This is a genomic window from Allobosea sp. FBZP-16, assembly GCF_002831785.1.
Taxonomy (GTDB): domain Bacteria; phylum Pseudomonadota; class Alphaproteobacteria; order Rhizobiales; family Beijerinckiaceae; genus Allobosea; species Allobosea lupini.
Window position 1 is genome coordinate 77,725 of record NZ_LNCQ01000056.1, and the last position, 14,413, is coordinate 92,137.

General features: G+C 66.6%; 14 protein-coding genes. 10 read left to right on the forward strand and 4 right to left on the reverse strand.

Annotated features, from left to right (window positions below; translation table 11 throughout):
- The first annotated feature begins 179 nt into the window (after positions 1-179).
- The 5 genes from solA (at position 180) to CXY91_RS28060 (ending at position 5,991) form a co-directional block, all read left to right on the forward strand.
- Entirely contained in the window at positions 180-1,319 is a 1,140-nt protein-coding gene (solA, locus tag CXY91_RS28040) for an N-methyl-L-tryptophan oxidase (RefSeq protein ID WP_091830810.1), read from the forward strand.
- An 80-nt stretch (positions 1,320-1,399) separates the two neighbouring features.
- The gene (locus CXY91_RS28045) at positions 1,400-2,302 is read left to right on the forward strand and encodes a DMT family transporter (RefSeq protein WP_100965274.1); all 903 of its coding nucleotides are present in this window, start codon (positions 1,400-1,402) and stop codon (positions 2,300-2,302) included.
- Positions 2,299-3,474 carry a multidrug effflux MFS transporter gene (locus CXY91_RS28050; protein ID WP_158673624.1) on the forward strand — a complete coding sequence of 392 codons (1,176 nt, stop codon included), beginning with the start codon at positions 2,299-2,301 and terminating at the stop codon, positions 3,472-3,474. Before CXY91_RS28045 ends, CXY91_RS28050 begins: the two co-directional genes overlap by 4 nt.
- Positions 3,475-3,583: 109 nt before the next feature.
- Positions 3,584-4,183 carry a TRAP transporter small permease subunit gene (locus tag CXY91_RS28055; protein WP_167561550.1) on the forward strand — a complete coding sequence of 200 codons (600 nt, stop codon included), beginning with the start codon at positions 3,584-3,586 and terminating at the stop codon, positions 4,181-4,183.
- A gap of 143 nt (positions 4,184-4,326) precedes the next feature.
- Positions 4,327-5,991, forward strand: a complete 1,665-nt coding sequence (locus CXY91_RS28060; protein ID WP_100965325.1) for a TRAP transporter large permease — start codon at positions 4,327-4,329, stop codon at positions 5,989-5,991.
- An 80-nt stretch (positions 5,992-6,071) separates the two neighbouring features.
- Here the strand turns inward: CXY91_RS28060 and CXY91_RS30650 are convergent, their stop codons facing one another.
- The 3 genes from CXY91_RS30650 to CXY91_RS28075 form a co-directional block, all read right to left on the reverse strand.
- Positions 6,072-6,461, reverse strand: coding sequence for a porin family protein (locus tag CXY91_RS30650; protein WP_199777587.1), 390 nt, complete (start codon positions 6,459-6,461; stop codon positions 6,072-6,074).
- A 147-nt stretch (positions 6,462-6,608) separates the two neighbouring features.
- The gene (locus CXY91_RS28070; protein WP_091830816.1) at positions 6,609-7,703 is read right to left on the reverse strand and encodes a TRAP transporter substrate-binding protein; all 1,095 of its coding nucleotides are present in this window, start codon (positions 7,701-7,703) and stop codon (positions 6,609-6,611) included.
- 241 nt (positions 7,704-7,944) lie between these two features.
- Positions 7,945-9,030 carry a TRAP transporter substrate-binding protein gene (locus CXY91_RS28075; protein WP_091830819.1) on the reverse strand — a complete coding sequence of 362 codons (1,086 nt, stop codon included), beginning with the start codon at positions 9,028-9,030 and terminating at the stop codon, positions 7,945-7,947.
- Positions 9,031-9,342: 312 nt separating this feature from the next.
- On the opposite strand from CXY91_RS28075, the gene CXY91_RS28080 reads away from it, so the two are divergent.
- From CXY91_RS28080 to CXY91_RS28095, 4 genes are read left to right on the forward strand one after another with little or no spacing between them, the layout of a single operon-like run.
- Entirely contained in the window at positions 9,343-9,762 is a 420-nt protein-coding gene (locus tag CXY91_RS28080) for a thiol-disulfide oxidoreductase DCC family protein (RefSeq protein WP_100965276.1), read from the forward strand.
- The gene (locus CXY91_RS28085; protein WP_100965277.1) at positions 9,759-11,441 is read left to right on the forward strand and encodes an SDR family oxidoreductase; all 1,683 of its coding nucleotides are present in this window, start codon (positions 9,759-9,761) and stop codon (positions 11,439-11,441) included. The genes CXY91_RS28080 and CXY91_RS28085 overlap by 4 nt, the downstream gene beginning before the upstream one ends.
- On the forward strand, positions 11,428-12,480 hold the full coding sequence (gene speB, locus CXY91_RS28090) for an agmatinase (protein WP_100965278.1): 1,053 nt from the start codon (positions 11,428-11,430) through the stop codon (positions 12,478-12,480). Before CXY91_RS28085 ends, speB begins: the two co-directional genes overlap by 14 nt.
- Positions 12,405-12,962, forward strand: coding sequence for an Lrp/AsnC family transcriptional regulator (locus CXY91_RS28095; protein WP_100965279.1), 558 nt, complete (start codon positions 12,405-12,407; stop codon positions 12,960-12,962). The genes speB and CXY91_RS28095 overlap by 76 nt, the downstream gene beginning before the upstream one ends.
- Before the next feature lie 15 nt (positions 12,963-12,977).
- On the opposite strand, the gene CXY91_RS28100 is transcribed toward CXY91_RS28095, so the two are convergent.
- Positions 12,978-13,607, reverse strand: a complete 630-nt coding sequence (locus tag CXY91_RS28100) for a TetR/AcrR family transcriptional regulator (RefSeq protein WP_100965280.1) — start codon at positions 13,605-13,607, stop codon at positions 12,978-12,980.
- Between the two features lie 68 nt (positions 13,608-13,675).
- Between CXY91_RS28100 and CXY91_RS28105 the strand changes: the two genes are divergently transcribed.
- Positions 13,676-14,269 carry an isochorismatase family protein gene (locus CXY91_RS28105; protein WP_100965281.1) on the forward strand — a complete coding sequence of 198 codons (594 nt, stop codon included), beginning with the start codon at positions 13,676-13,678 and terminating at the stop codon, positions 14,267-14,269.
- Positions 14,270-14,413: the final 144 nt, after the last annotated feature.

A 14,413-nucleotide genomic window follows, 5' to 3' on the forward strand; every position in this document is an offset into this window, starting at 1 on the left:
AACAAACCCCTGCGACAACCGGCGCGTGGCGCGCTTGCCCGACACTTTCCAGCTGCGACCGCCCTGCCCCCGGCGCAGATGCGCTCATCTGCCGGGCAGGATGGACCGCCATCGCCCGCCCGCCTAGATTGCAGGCAGTTTTCAACCGGCGACACAGCCGGGCTCTCCAGGGATGTTCGATGAGTTCATCGCATTACGACGTGATCGTCGCCGGCGTCGGTGCGATGGGCTCTGCCGCCTGCTGGCACCTGGCCAAGCGCGGGCTCAAGGTGCTCGGCCTCGAGCGCTTCGATCTCGGCCATGCCATGGGCTCTTCGCACGGGCTGACGCGGATCATCCGCCTCGCCTATTTCGAGGGCTCGCATTATGTGCCGATCGTCAAGCGCGCCCATCAGCTCTGGCAGGAGACCGGCGACGCCGCCGGGCTGAAGCTGCTGCACGTCACCGGTTCGCTCGATCTTGCACCCGAAGGCCTCGGCCCGGTCGAATCCTCGCTGCAATCCTGCCTCGACCATGATCTCGAGCACGACATGCTCGGCCGCGACGAGATCATGCGCCGCTTCCCCGCCTTCCATGTGCCGGATGGTTATCTCGGCCTCTGGCAGCCGGGCGGCGGCTTCGTCGCCTCGGAAAAGGCGATCTACGCTCATGTCGGGCTGGCGCAGTCGAAAGGCGCGGATATCCGCACCGGCGAGCCGATGCTCGACTGGCAGCCGACCGCCGATGGCGGCGTCACCGTCCGCACCGAGCGCACGACCTATTCGGCCGGGCGTCTGGTGATCACCTCCGGCGGCTGGATCACGGACGCGGTGCCCCAGCTCTCGCGCTCGATGACGACGGTGCGCCAGGCGATCGGCTGGTTCACCACGCGCCGCCCGGAGCTTTTCCGCGAAGGCGCCTTTCCCGTCTTCATCCTCAGCGCCGAGGAGGGCACCTTCTACGGCTTCCCGCTCTACGAACATCCCGGCTTCAAGCTCGGCGGCCCGCATTTCGCGCGCGAGCCGATGGATCCGCGCGAGCCGGACCGGACGCCGAGCCCCAACCAGGTCAGGCTGATCCGCGAATGCCTGGCGCGCTACCTTCCAGACGCCAATGGCGACCCGCTGACGGTGAAGGGCTGCGTCTACACGGTCTCGCCCGACGAGGACTTCGTTATCGACGCCGTGCCCGGCGTGCCGCAGGCGGTGTTCGCCTCGGCCTGCTCCGGCCACGGCTTCAAATTCGCCAGCGCGATCGGCGAGATCCTGGCGGATCTCGCCACCACCGGCCGCTCCGCCTTCGATCTCTCGCCCTTCTCCCTTTCCCGCTTCGACGCCTGAACCGTCGATCCGCCGCGACGCCTTGCCGTTTGGCCGAGATCGGCCGAGCGGACGGTGCGCGAAGCCCGACAGGACCCGCCTTGGCCACCGCCGCCCAGAACCGCCGCGGAATCATCGCCATGCTGGCGGCGATGACGCTCTTCTGCTGCAACGACGCCCTGATGAAGCTCGCGCGCGAGGTCTTCCCGGTCGGCCAGGCGCTGGCGCTGCGCACCATCTTCGCCGTCGTGGCAAGCTTGGCGCTGGTCGTGTTCATGGACGACTGGCGCAAGCTTCCGCTTGGACTGAGGCCGATGGTGCTGGCGCGGGCCTGCGTCGAGGCGCTGTGCGCGCTGACGTTCATCTGGGCATTGGGGCTGCTGCCACTCGCCAACATCACGGCGATCGTGATGGCTTCGCCTTTGCTCATCGTTCTGCTGGCGGTGCTGCTGCGGATCGAATCCGTCGGCTGGCGCCGGGCCCTGGCGCTGACGGTCGGCTTCATCGGCGTGCTGATCGTGATGCGTCCGAGCGCGGACGGCTTCAACGCAGCCGCGCTGGTCGCCCTTACCGGCGCCGGCTTCGTCGCCATCCGCGATCTGACGACCCGCTTCGTCGGCAGCGACGTGCCATCGACCGTCGTTTCCCTGACCGCGACGGTGACCGTCGGACTGTTGGCAGCGGGCATGGGCGCCCTGGAAACCTGGCAATCACCATGGCGAATCGAGCTCGCCTATATCGCAGCCGCTGCGGTCCTGGTCACAGGGGGCGGCCTCAGCGTCATCACCGCCTTCCGCAACACCGATGTCGGCGTCGTCGCGGGCTATCGCTACTCCGTCGTCCCGATCGCGGTGCTGATCGGCTGGCTCGTCTGGGGCGAGACCCCGGACGCCATCTCATACGCCGGGATCGCGCTGATCGTCGGCAGCGGCCTCTACACCCTGCACCGCCAGCGCGCCCGCCCCGATTCGCAGCTGAAACCCGAGGGCGACAAACCGCTATGACAGCGAAGCCCACCCTCACCGTCCTCGTCGCGATCTCGACGCTGCAGCCGATCGCCCTCAACATGCTGGCCCCGGCGACCCCGGCGCTCGCCCGCAACTTCGCCACCAGCTATGCGACGATCCAGCTGACGCTGACCCTGTTCCTGGTCGCGGTCGCACTGACGCAGCTGATCGTCGGGCCGCTTTCCGACCGCTACGGACGCCGGCCCTGCGTGATCGCCGGCACAGCCGTGTTCGCAGTTGGCTCCGTGCTCGGAGCCCTGGCGGACAGTGCGGGCACCCTGCTGTTCGCGCGCGTGCTCGAAGGCGCCGGTTCCGGCACGACCTTCGCCCTGGCACGCGCTATCATCCGCGACACGGCCGGCCGCGACCAGGCGGCCAGGCAGATCGCGACCGTGACCATGGTCATGGTCGTGGCGCCGATGATCACGCCCTATCTCGGCGGCCATATCGAGACCAATTTCGGCTGGCGCATGATCTTCTGGTCGATGGCCGCGGCGGCCGCGATCGTGCTGGTCCTGGTCGGGATACGCCTGCCGGAGACGGCACCGAATGTCGGGGTGCGAACCTCGCTGACGGGCATCTTCCGGGCCTTTCCGGAGCTGGCGCGCGACCGCAGCTTCATCAGGAACGTCGTCGCGCTGGCGATGACCTCGGCCGCCTTCTTCGCCTTCATCGCCGCGGCGCCCTTCATCGTGGTCGAGACGATGGGGCGCGGCTCCGACACTTACGGCGCCTATTTCATCATCAACGCCTTCGGCTACATGGTGGGCAATTTCGCGATGTCCCGATTGGTGCTCAGGCACGGCACGGCGACGATGGCCTGGATCGGCCTGATCATCTCCTTCGTGGCGATCACCGTCGCCTTCGTGATCGCGCTGACGCCATGGTGGACGCCGCTGACGCTGTTCCTGCCGCTCGCCATCAGCGCCATCGGCAACGGATTGACCCTGCCGGGAGCGACTGCCGCGGCGCTTTCGGCGCGGCCCGAGCTCGCGGGATCGGCGGCGGGGCTCGCCGGCGCGATCCAGCTCGGCTCGGGCGCGCTCGCGACCGTGGCGATCAGCTCGCTGGTGGCGCATTGGCCGCCGGCGCTGATGGCGATGATGTGGCTGATGCTCGTCGTCGCTTTGCTTGCGTTGCGCAAGGAACCGCGTAACCGAAAGGACTGATCCACAGCGCCTTGCGCGGCGCAATGTTGTGCGGCATGTAGCAATCGTATAACCGCCCTTCACAATCTGCATGATGCAGCCGGAATCCACGAGGTCAGGGAGGACTGAGGTGGACGCACCCCTCGCTTTGAGTCGCGCGATCGACACTCTCAACCGCAAGATCGGTCAATGGGTCGCATGGCTGATCCTGCTCGCGGTCATCGTCTCGACCGTGAATGCGATCATCCGCAAGCTGTTCAACGTTTCGTCGAATTCCTGGCTCGAGCTGCAATGGGTGCTGTTCGGCGCGGTGTTCCTGCTCTGCGCCGCCTGGACGCTGCAGGTGAAGGAGCACATCCGCATCGACATCGTGAACAACCTGCTGCCCAAGCGCGTGCAGCAATGGATCGACCTGATCGGCCATCTCCTGTTCCTGCTGCCGTTCTGTGCGCTGATGATCTACCACTCCGGCCCGTTCTTCATGCGCTCCTACCAGGTCAACGAGCAGTCGCTGTCGGCCGGCGGCCTGCCGCAATGGCCGGCCAAGGGACTGGTCATCGTCGGCTTCGTCCTGCTGCTGCTGCAGGGCATCTCGGAAGTGATCAAGCAGATCGCGATCATGCGCGGCAAGCTCGACGACGACGAGACGCTGCGCGGCCATGCCGCTGCCGCCGAAGCCGAGGCCCAACGCCTGCTCGAGCAGGCCAGGGCCGAAGGCCTCGCCCCGTGAGCCCAGACGCAGCTTTCCGGACCCGCTTCATGACATTCGCCCGCTCCGCCGCGCTGCTGCTCGCGCTCACCGCAGCCGCCTTCCTCAGCCTGCACACCGGCGACGCCCACGCTGCCGGCATCGGCGACTTCCTGCGCGTCAACATGGCGCCCGTGATGTTCGTCGCGCTCGTGCTCTTCCTGCTGCTCGGCTATCCCGTCGCCTTTGCGCTCGCCGCCAACGGCCTGTTCTTCGCCCTGGTCGGCATCGAGCTCGGCCTGTTCCAGGAGAACTTCCTGCAGGCGCTGCCGGAACGCATCTACGGCACGATGAACAACGACGTGCTGCTGGCGATCCCGTTCTTCACCTTCATGGGCCTGGTGCTGGAACGCTCGGGCATGGCGGAGGACCTGCTCGACACGATCGGCCAGCTCTTCGGGCCGATCCGCGGCGGCCTCGCCTACGCCGTCATCTTCGTCGGCGCGCTGCTCGCCGCCACCACCGGCGTCGTCGCGGCGTCCGTCATCTCGATGGGCCTGATCTCGCTGCCGATCATGCTACGCTACGGCTATGACCGGCGTCTCGCCTCGGGCGTGATCGCGGCGTCCGGCACGCTGGCGCAGATCATCCCGCCCTCGCTCGTGCTGATCGTGCTCGCCGACCAGCTCGGCCGCTCGGTCGGCGACATGTACGAGGGCGCCTTCATCCCGGGCCTCGTGCTCTCGGCGCTCTATGCCGGCTATGTCTTCCTGATCACGATGGTGAAGCCGGAACGGGCACCCGGCCTGCCGCCGGAAGCGCAGACGCTGCGCGATGCCGACGGCGTGACGCGGCGGCGCTCGCTGCTGGTGGTGACGATCCTCGCCTTCGCCGTGGCCATTGGCTACATGAAGTACTTCACCAAGGTCGGTGGCGGCGCGGATTTCGTCATCCTGACGATGTCGATCGCAGTCGCGGTCTCCTTCGTGATCGCGCTGGTCAACAAGTACCTCAAGCTCAACCTGCTCTCGCGCATGGCCGAGCAGGTCGTCTTCGTGATGGTGCCGCCACTGGCGCTGATCTTCCTGGTGCTCGGCACGATCTTCATCGGCGTCGCGACGCCGACCGAAGGCGGCGCGATGGGCGCGGCCGGCGCGATCCTGCTCGCTTGGAGCAAGGGGCGTATGACCTTCAGCCTGCTTCGGCAGGCGACGGAGTCGACTGCGAAGCTCTCGGCCTTCGTGCTGTTCATCCTGGTCGGCGCGCGCGTGTTCTCGCTGACCTTCTACGGCGTCAACGGCCATGTCTGGGTCGAGCACCTGCTCGTCGGGCTGCCCGGCGGCGCGACGGGCTTCCTGATCGTCGTCAACGTGATGGTGTTCCTGCTCGCCTTCTTCCTCGACTTCTTCGAGCTCGCCTTCATCATCGTGCCGCTGCTCGGGCCGGCGGCGGACAAGCTCGGCATCGACCTGATCTGGTTCGGCGTCATCCTCGGCGTGAACATGCAGACCTCGTTCATGCACCCGCCGTTCGGCTTCGCCCTCTTCTTCCTGCGCTCGGTCGCGCCGAAGAACCCCTATCGCGACAAGGTGACGGGCAAGATGATGGAGCCGGTGACGACCGGGCAGATCTACTGGGGCGCCGTGCCCTTCGTGGTGATCCAGTGCATTATGGTCGCACTCGTGGTGATCTTCCCGCAGATGGTGATGCACTACAAGAGTTCGGGCATTCAGCTCGACCAGCAGCAGATCAACAAGCAGCTCGACAGCATCAGCATACCCGGGCTCGGTGGCTCCGGCGGATTGCCGGGGCTCGATCTCAACGCTCCGCCGACGCTGAACCTCAAGTGACGCGTTAAGGCCAGAAACGACGAAGCCCCGGATCGACGATCCGGGGCTTTCGTTTTCAGATGCGAGCGTCGACGCTCAATTCACCAGCGCTGCCAGCCATTGTTCAGGTTGTTGTCGATCCGGCCGCGGCCGCTGATGACGGTGCGAAACTCGCCGACGGAGGTCTGGCTGCGCGCCTCGCCATAGACCGTCGCATCGGCGGCGGAGCCGTAGCCGCGGTTGCCGGAAGTCTTGCCGAATTCGACGCGGACGCCGCCGCCGAGGCGGACGCAAGCCGAGGAGCCTTCGACGCGAACGAAGCCCGGCCCGTATTCCGGGCACGGACGCGCCGCCTGGCTCGATGCAGAGGGCGCTGCCAACGGCTTGGTCTTGGCCGGACCACGACCGGGAAGTGGCTCGCCGATCGACTGGGCGGCTGCGAGCGTGGGCAGGCAGAGCGTCGCGAGAACTATTGCGATTGGCAGCTTCATGAGTGCCTCGATTTGCGTTCGGCGGCAGGATAGCGCTTCGAACAGGGCCGGGCTAGGGCGACGACCACCGAGACGAAAAACCCCGGCCTCGCGGCCGGGGTTGGCGTGGTGCCGAGTTGACCGGCGAACCGGCCAGCCGCCCTCTTCTCAGAGCAGGTTGCCCGCGCGGGCGCGGATCAGGAAGTTGTCGTAGGTGTATTCGGCGATCTGGAACCAGAGATATTCGTCGCCGCGGAAGGCCGACATCGCCTCGTAGATCTTCTTGAAGTCGGGATTCTTGGCGTTGGTCTCGGCATAGACCTCCTTGGACGCCTTGAGGCAGGCCTCCATGATCTCCTGCGAGAACGGCCGCAATTGCGCTCCGCCGCCGACCAGGCGCTTCAGCGCCGCCGGGTTGCGGGCATCGTACTTGGCCTGCATGTCGATATTGGCAAGGCCGGCGGCCGTGGTCAGGATCGACTTGTATATCTTCGGCAGGGCCTCCCACTTCGCGGTGTTCATGAAGAAGTGCAGCGAGGCGCCCCCCTCCCACCAGCCGGGGTAGTAGTAATAGGGCGCGACCTTGTTGAAGCCGAGCTTCTCGTCATCGGCGGGGCCGACCCACTCGGCCGCGTCGATCGTGCCCTTTTCCAGCGCCGGATAGATATCGCCGCCGCCGATCTGCTGCGGCACGACGCCGAGCTTGCTGACGACCTGGCCGGCGAAGCCGCCGATGCGCATCTTCAGGCCCTGGAGATCGGCGACCGTCTTGATCTCCTTGCGGAACCAGCCACCCATCTGACAGCCGGTGTTGCCACCCGGAATCGCGTAGATGTTGTATTTCTTGTAGAACTCGTTGAGCAGGTCCATGCCGCCGCCATGGTAGAACCAGGCGTTCTGCTGGCGGGCGTTGAGGCCGAACGGCACCGCGGTTCCGAAGGCGAAGGTCGGATCCTTGCCGACATAGTAATAGGACGCGGTGTGGCACATCTCGACGGTGCCGTTGGTCACGGCGTCGGCCGCCTGCAGCGCCGGCACGATCTCGCCGGCCGCGAAGACCTGGATCTGGAACTTGCCGTCGGTCGCTTCCGACACGGCCTTCGCCAGCACTTCCGAAGCGCCGTAGATCGTGTCCAGCGATTTCGGGAAGGATGAGGTTACGCGCCATTTCACCTCGGGCATGGATTGCGCGATGGCCGGAGCGGCAATGACGCTGGCGGCGCCGCCGGCTCCGGCGACCTTCAGAAACTGACGACGCTTCATGCGGTGTGCTCCTCCCAGAGCTTTCAGGCGCGCCGGTTTTTCCGGTTCGCGCGCAAGAGCTTCAGGAAAGGGCATCTGCCCGGCGAGCGCAAGCACACAACATGGCCCCTATGCAAATTTCGCATAGGTATTTTGTCTAACCCGACTTGGCATCGGCGCACCGACAGTGCAATCGCTCGCGCCAACGAAAAAGCCCGGCCGCAAGGCCGGGCTTCGTTTCCGCTGCCGTGATCGACGGCGATTACTTGCCGCGGTTGCGGACCTGGAAGATGTCGAAGGTCAACTCTGCCACCTGCCACCAGAGATACTGGTCGCCGCGGAAAGCAACCATCGAATCGATTGCCTTCTTGAAGTCGGCGTTCTTGGCCGAAATCTCGGCATAGAGTTCGTTCGAGGCCTTGAGCGAGGCTTCCATCACGTCCTGCGGGAACGGGCGCAGCTGCGTTCCGGCGCCGACGAGGCGCTTCAGAGCGGCCGGGTTCTGCACATCGTATTTCGCCGCCATCTGGGTGTTGGCGTAGGTGCAGGCGGCGGTCAGCGCGGCCTGGTAGGCCTTAGGCAGCGCATTCCACTTCTCCAGGTTGACGAAGGCGTGGACGCAAGGCCCGCCCTCCCAGAAGCCCGGATAGTAGTAGTAGGGCGCGACCTTCGAGAAGCCGAGCTTCTCGTCGTCATAGGGGCCGACCCACTCGGCACCGTCGATCGTGCCCTTCTCCAGCGCCGGATAGATGTCGCCGCCTCCGATCTGCTGCGGCACGAGGCCGAGCTTCTGCAGGACGGAACCGGCGATACCGCCGATGCGCATCTTCAGGCCGTTGATGTCGGCGACGCTCTTGATCTCCTTGCGGAACCAACCGCCCATCTGGGCGCCGGTGTTGCCGCAAGGCAGGCCGTAGATGTTGAACTTCTTGTAGAACTCGTTGAACAGCTCGTTGCCGCCACCCTGGAACAGCCAGGCGTTCTGCTGGCGGGCATTGAGGCCGAACGGAACCGAAGCGGCGACCGCGAAGGTCGGGTCCTTGCCGACATAGTAATACGAGACGGTGTGGCACATCTCGACAGTGTTATTGCTGACCGCGTCGGCCGCTTGCAGGGCCGGCACGATCTCGCCGGCGGCGAAGACCTGGATCTGGAACTTGCCGTCGGTCAGGTCGGAAACCATCTTCGCCATGACTTCGGCGCCGCCATAGATGGTGTCGAGCGATTTCGGGAAGCTCGACGCCAGGCGCCACTTCACCTCGGGATTCGACTGCGCAACCGCCGGCATGGCGACAGCGGACACTGCCGCACCGGTACCAGCGACCTGCAGGAATTGACGACGCTTCATATGGGGCATCTCCTCGTTTCGACGTTCATCGCCGCGCCCGGGCAGCAATAGCACCAGCGCAAGCGACATTTGTAGGACGACCTTGGTGTTATGCAGCGGTGATCGGAAGCGGCGGCCCGGGTTGACCCACGGTTAATCGGCTCACCTCGAATCTATACTTGCACAAGATTTGCGCAGCACTCCCCCCAATCGTTGCAAGATCGTCAACTGTCTCAGGTCGCTCGACAATTGCACGCAGAGCATGGCACGGCTGCGCAGGAAGCGCATGAAACTTTTTTCCCGCACGGTCAACCTCTCCCGTAAAGAAGCCCGATGACCAGCATCCCCGCCCCGATCTGGCTCTATGACGGCGTCTGCGTTCTCTGCTCAGGCGGCGTGCGCTACACCCTGCGGCACGAGCGCGACCACGACATCCGCTTCATCGCGATCCAGTCGCAGGAAGGGCGCGCGCTCGCGCAGGCGCACGGTATCGACCCTGACGAGCCGGACAGCTTCCTCTTCATCGAGAACGGCCTGGCGCTGGCGAAGTCCGAGGGCGTTCTGGCGCTCGCTCGCCATCTGAACGGGCCGGCGCGCCTGCTGCTGCTCGGGCGTGCGCTGCCGAAGCGCTGGCGCGACTGGCTTTACGATCGCGTCGCACGCAATCGCTACCGACTCTTCGGCCAGAAGACCTCGTGCGACATGCCGGATCCCGCGACGCGCCACCGCTTCACCTTGCCGGACAGCCGATGAGGCGCGTCGTGCTGATCGGCGCGACCGGCGTCTTCGGCCGGCGGCTGGCGCGCCATCTCTCGCGCATGGACGGCCTCGATCTGGTGTTGACCTCGCGCAGCGCCGGCAAGGCGCAGACGCTGGCACAGGAGCTGACGGCCGAGGCGAGCGTGCCGGTCAGCGGCACGGGATTGGATCGCGACAAGGATCTGGTCGCCGCGCTCGCCGTATTGCAGCCCTGGCTGGTGATCGACGCCTCCGGACCATTCCAGCAACAGGGCTACGAAGTGCCGACAGCAGCGCTTCTGCTTGGCTCCCATATCGTCGACCTCGCCGATGCGCGCGGCTATCTCGCCGGATACGGGCCGCAGTTGGAAGAGATCGCCAGGCAGCGCGGCCTCGTCGCGCTGGCCGGCGCCAGCTCGACGCCGGCGCTGTCGGCTGCGGCGGTGCGGGAATTGAGCGAAGGCTGGCAGCGGCTCGACACGATCGAGATCGCGATCACGCCGGGCGGGCGCAGCGAGGTTGGGCCGGCGGTCATCGCTGCGGTCCTGAGCTATGCCGGCAAGCCGGTGCCGGTCTGGCGCGAAGGCGAATTGCAGACGACGTCCGGCTGGGAGACCGGCGAGGTCATCGACATGCCGAGCCTCGGCCCGCGCCGGGTCGCACCGGTCGAGACGGTCGATGCCGAGACGCTCGGTCCCGATTTCGCCGTACGCTCGCGCGTCAGCTTCGCGGCGGGGCTGGAAGCCGGCATCGAGCAATGGGGGCTGGCGCGGCTCGCTTGGATTCGCCGTCGTGGCTGGGTCGCCGATCTCGCGCCGCTCGTGCCCTTTCTCGTCAAGGCGCGCCGTATCACCCGGCTCTGGACCTCGGATCGCGGCGGCATGCGCGTCGCGATCTCCGGCATCGACGGCAAGGGGCGGCCGCGCCGGGCCTATTGGTCGCTGCTGGCGGAGAACGACGATGGCCCACAGGTGCCGACACTGGCAGCCGCCGCCGCGGTGCGCGCCCTCCTCGCTGACGAGATCGCCCCGGGCGCGCGCTCGGCCGCCGAGGTGCTCGACCTCGCCGCGATCGAGGCCGAGATGGCGCCCTATGCGATCAGCACCAGCCAAGACGAGCGCGCCGTCGGCCCAGCCCTGTTCGAGATCGTGCTCGGGGCGCAGGCCTTCGCGATGCTTCCGGCGGCGATCCGGGCCTTCCACGCCAATGAAGCCGAGCCGGTCTGGCAGGGTCGGGCCGAAGTCACGCGCGGAAACGGGGCGGCGATCGACCTGTTCTGCCGGCTCTTCGGACTTCCCACGGCTGGGGTCGGGTTGCCGGTGACAGTCAGCGTCGCGCGTGGCGATTCGTTTGACGAGGGCTGCGAGATCTGGACCCGCAACTTCGCCGGCCAACGCTTCCGGTCGCGCCTGAGCGTCGATAGCAATGGCGAGCTGCGCGAGGCCTTCGGCCCGTTCTCCTTCACGCTTGCCGCCGAGGCAAACCGGGAGGGCCTGGCGCTGCCGATCGCGGCCTGGCGCGTCTTCGGCCTCCGCTTGCCCCGCTTTCTCATGCCCTCGGCCGAGGCTCGCGAGACGGTTGACGCCGATGGCCGCTTCCGGTTCGACGTGAAGCTGTCTTTGCCCTTCTTCGGCCTGCTGGCGCATTATCGCGGCTGGCTCAAACCTCGGGAACCAAGCGATGGACCAGGATAAACTCGCGAAACTCAGGGCGCGCTATGCCGGGGCGAGCGGCGCTGACATCCATGATCCCCGCTTCGCCAAGGTCGCTGCCGGCCAGTTTCAGGGCGACCGACGCAAATGGCCGTTTTCCGACGTCGCGACCTTCATCAATGCGCCTTACCGGCCGGAGGCCCTGAGCCAGCCCGATCTCGGCGGGCTCGACGTCGCGATCATCGGCCTGCCGATGGACCTCGGCGTCACCAACCGGGCCGGCACCCGGCTCGGCCCGCGTGCGGTGCGCGCCGTCGAGCGCATGGGACCGATGGACCATGTCAACGGCACCGCTCCGTTCAACCTGATCAAGGCAGCCGATATCGGCGACGTGCCGTTCCGCTCCCGCTATTCGCTGGAAAGCTGCCACGAGGACATCGAGGCGACCTTCAAGCAGATCGTGAAGGCCGGCGTATCGACGCTCGGCGTCGGCGGCGACCATTCGATCACCTATCCGATCCTGAAGGCAGTCGGCGAGAAGCGCCCGGTCGGCATGGTCCATATCGACGCGCATTGCGACACGTCGGGGCCCTATGAAGGATCGAAATTCCACCATGGCGGGCCGTTCCGGCAGGCCGTGCTCGACGGCGTGCTCGATCCCGAGCGCGTCATCCAGATCGGCATCCGTGGCGGCGCCGAATATCTCTGGGAGTTCTCCTACGAGTCCGGCATGACCGTGATCCATGCCGACGAGGTCGACCGCATGGGCCTCGACGCCGTTATTGCCGAGGCGCTCGCCGTGATCGGCGACGGGCCGACCTATGTCTCGTTCGACGTCGATTCGCTCGATCCGGCCTTCGCGCCGGGCACCGGCACGCCCGAGGTCGGCGGCCTCACCCCGCGCGAGGCGCTCGCCATCCTGCGCGGGCTGAAGGGCCGCAACATCGTCGCCGCCGACGTGGTCGAGGTCGCCCCGCAATACGATGCGACCAGCAACACGGCGCAATGCGCGGCGCAGGTGCTGTTCCTCGAGCTCTGCCTGATCGCCGAGGCAAGGGCCGCCGGCAAGGGCCGGCCGTGAAGCGAAAGACGCCTCAAATCGACGCGATCGATCGACAGATGATCGCGATCCTGCGAGCGGAGGGCCGGATCACCAACCAGGCCCTGTCGGAGCGGGTCGGGCTCTCGGCCCGGCCCTGTCTGGAGCGGATGCGCCGGCTGGAGGCCTCGGGGCTGATCGCCGGCTATGGCGCGCGGCTCTCGCCCGAGCTCGCCGGCCACGCCATCATCGCCTTCGCGCAGATCTCGCTGCGCGACCACTCGGTCGGACGGCGCGAGCGGGTCGAGAAGGTGCTGCGCGCCTGTCCCGACGTGGTCGAGCTCCTGGTGATCAGCGGCGAAGCCGACTATCTCGCCCGCATCGTCGCAAGCTCGCTCGCCGCCTATGAAGAGTTGACCGGCGCCTGGCTCGCCGACAACCAGCTCGGCATCGCCCGGATTGCGACCACCTTCGCGCTCAAGGCGCTGAAGGATTTCGAGGGCTATCCGCTGCTGGGGGAGTAGCAGGCGCCCCTGCCTTCAGCCGCCCTGCCCGGCGAGATGGCGCTTCAGCATGGTGCGCAATTCGGCGATGGCCGGCGCCCGCACGCCCTCATCGTCATCGGCGCGCAACAGCGCCGCAACCCGGATCAGATGCAGGGTCACCGCGGCGAGAGAAGCGACGCGCGCCTCGGCTATCGGCGGCTCGACCGCCACGAGCAGCGCCGCGATGCGGCCGCGCAGACGGGCGCGTGCCTCCTTCTTGACGGCAGGATCGAGGCTGCGGCGCTCGCCGACGGCAAGAAAGGCCGGGTTCTCTTCAAGATAGGCGACGAAGCGGGCGAAAAGCGCATCGACTGCCGCCTCGACCGGCTGGCCGCGAACCTCTCCCGCGAGCGAGTCGAGCATGCCCGCGAGCGCATCGAGATGGCGGCCATGCAGCGCCGCCGCGACATGCTCCTTGGTGGGGAAGAACTGATAGAGCGAGCCGATCGAGGCGCCGGCGCGCGCGGCGATCTGCGTCATCGTCGCCGCCTCGTATCCGGCCTCGGCGAAGACGGCGCTGGCGCCGTCGAGCAGCGCCGAGACCCTTTTCAGGCCACGACTGCGACTCGGCGCCTTGGCGTTCTTCTCCGTCGGGGGGCTTGAATTTTGTGAGGACGTACTCATAAATCTAAAAACATGAGGCAATCCTCATATAAAGGCCCTCTCGGCCGTGCTCCCTGACGGAGATTTCGATGCCGCTCCAGCTCGACCCTCGCAAGACCGCCCTCGTCCTCATCGACATGCAGAAGGGAACGCTCGCCTTCCCGCTCGCACCCTATGACCGGACAACCCTGATCGCCAACACGGCCGCGCTCGGGCAGGCCTTCGCGAAGGCCGGCGGCCTGATCGTGACAGTTCGGGTCGCGTTCGCCCCCGACCGCTCCGACCTGCCGCCGCAAACGATCGATCAGCCGATGATGCTGCCACCGGGCGGCTTCCCGCCCGACTGGTCGGAACTCACCCCCGAGATCGCGGCGCTGCCGGCCGCCGTCTGCGTCACCAAGCGGCACTGGAGCGCCTTCTACGGCACGGAACTCGACCTGCAATTGCGACGGCGGCGGATCGAGACGGTTGTGATCGGCGGCATCGCCACCAATTTCGGCGTCGAATCGACGGCGCGCGACGCCTGGCAGCACGGCTACGACGTAATCGTCGCCGAGGACGCCTCGAGCTCGGTCGGCGCGGAGCTCCACGCCTTCGCCATCGCCTCGACGCTGCCGCGCGTCTCGCGGGTCCGCAGCGTCGCGGAGATCATGGCAGCCCTAGTGCCGGCTGTGGCGGCCTGAGCTGATCGTCATGAACTGAGATCATGCCACCTTTGCTCTGGCGCGATCGAGCCGCATTTCGCTTGCGCTCAGCGCATGACGATCACATTATGTTGCAGCGCGGCACGATCTTTCCGTGCTGCAACACAATAATCCATAACCGGA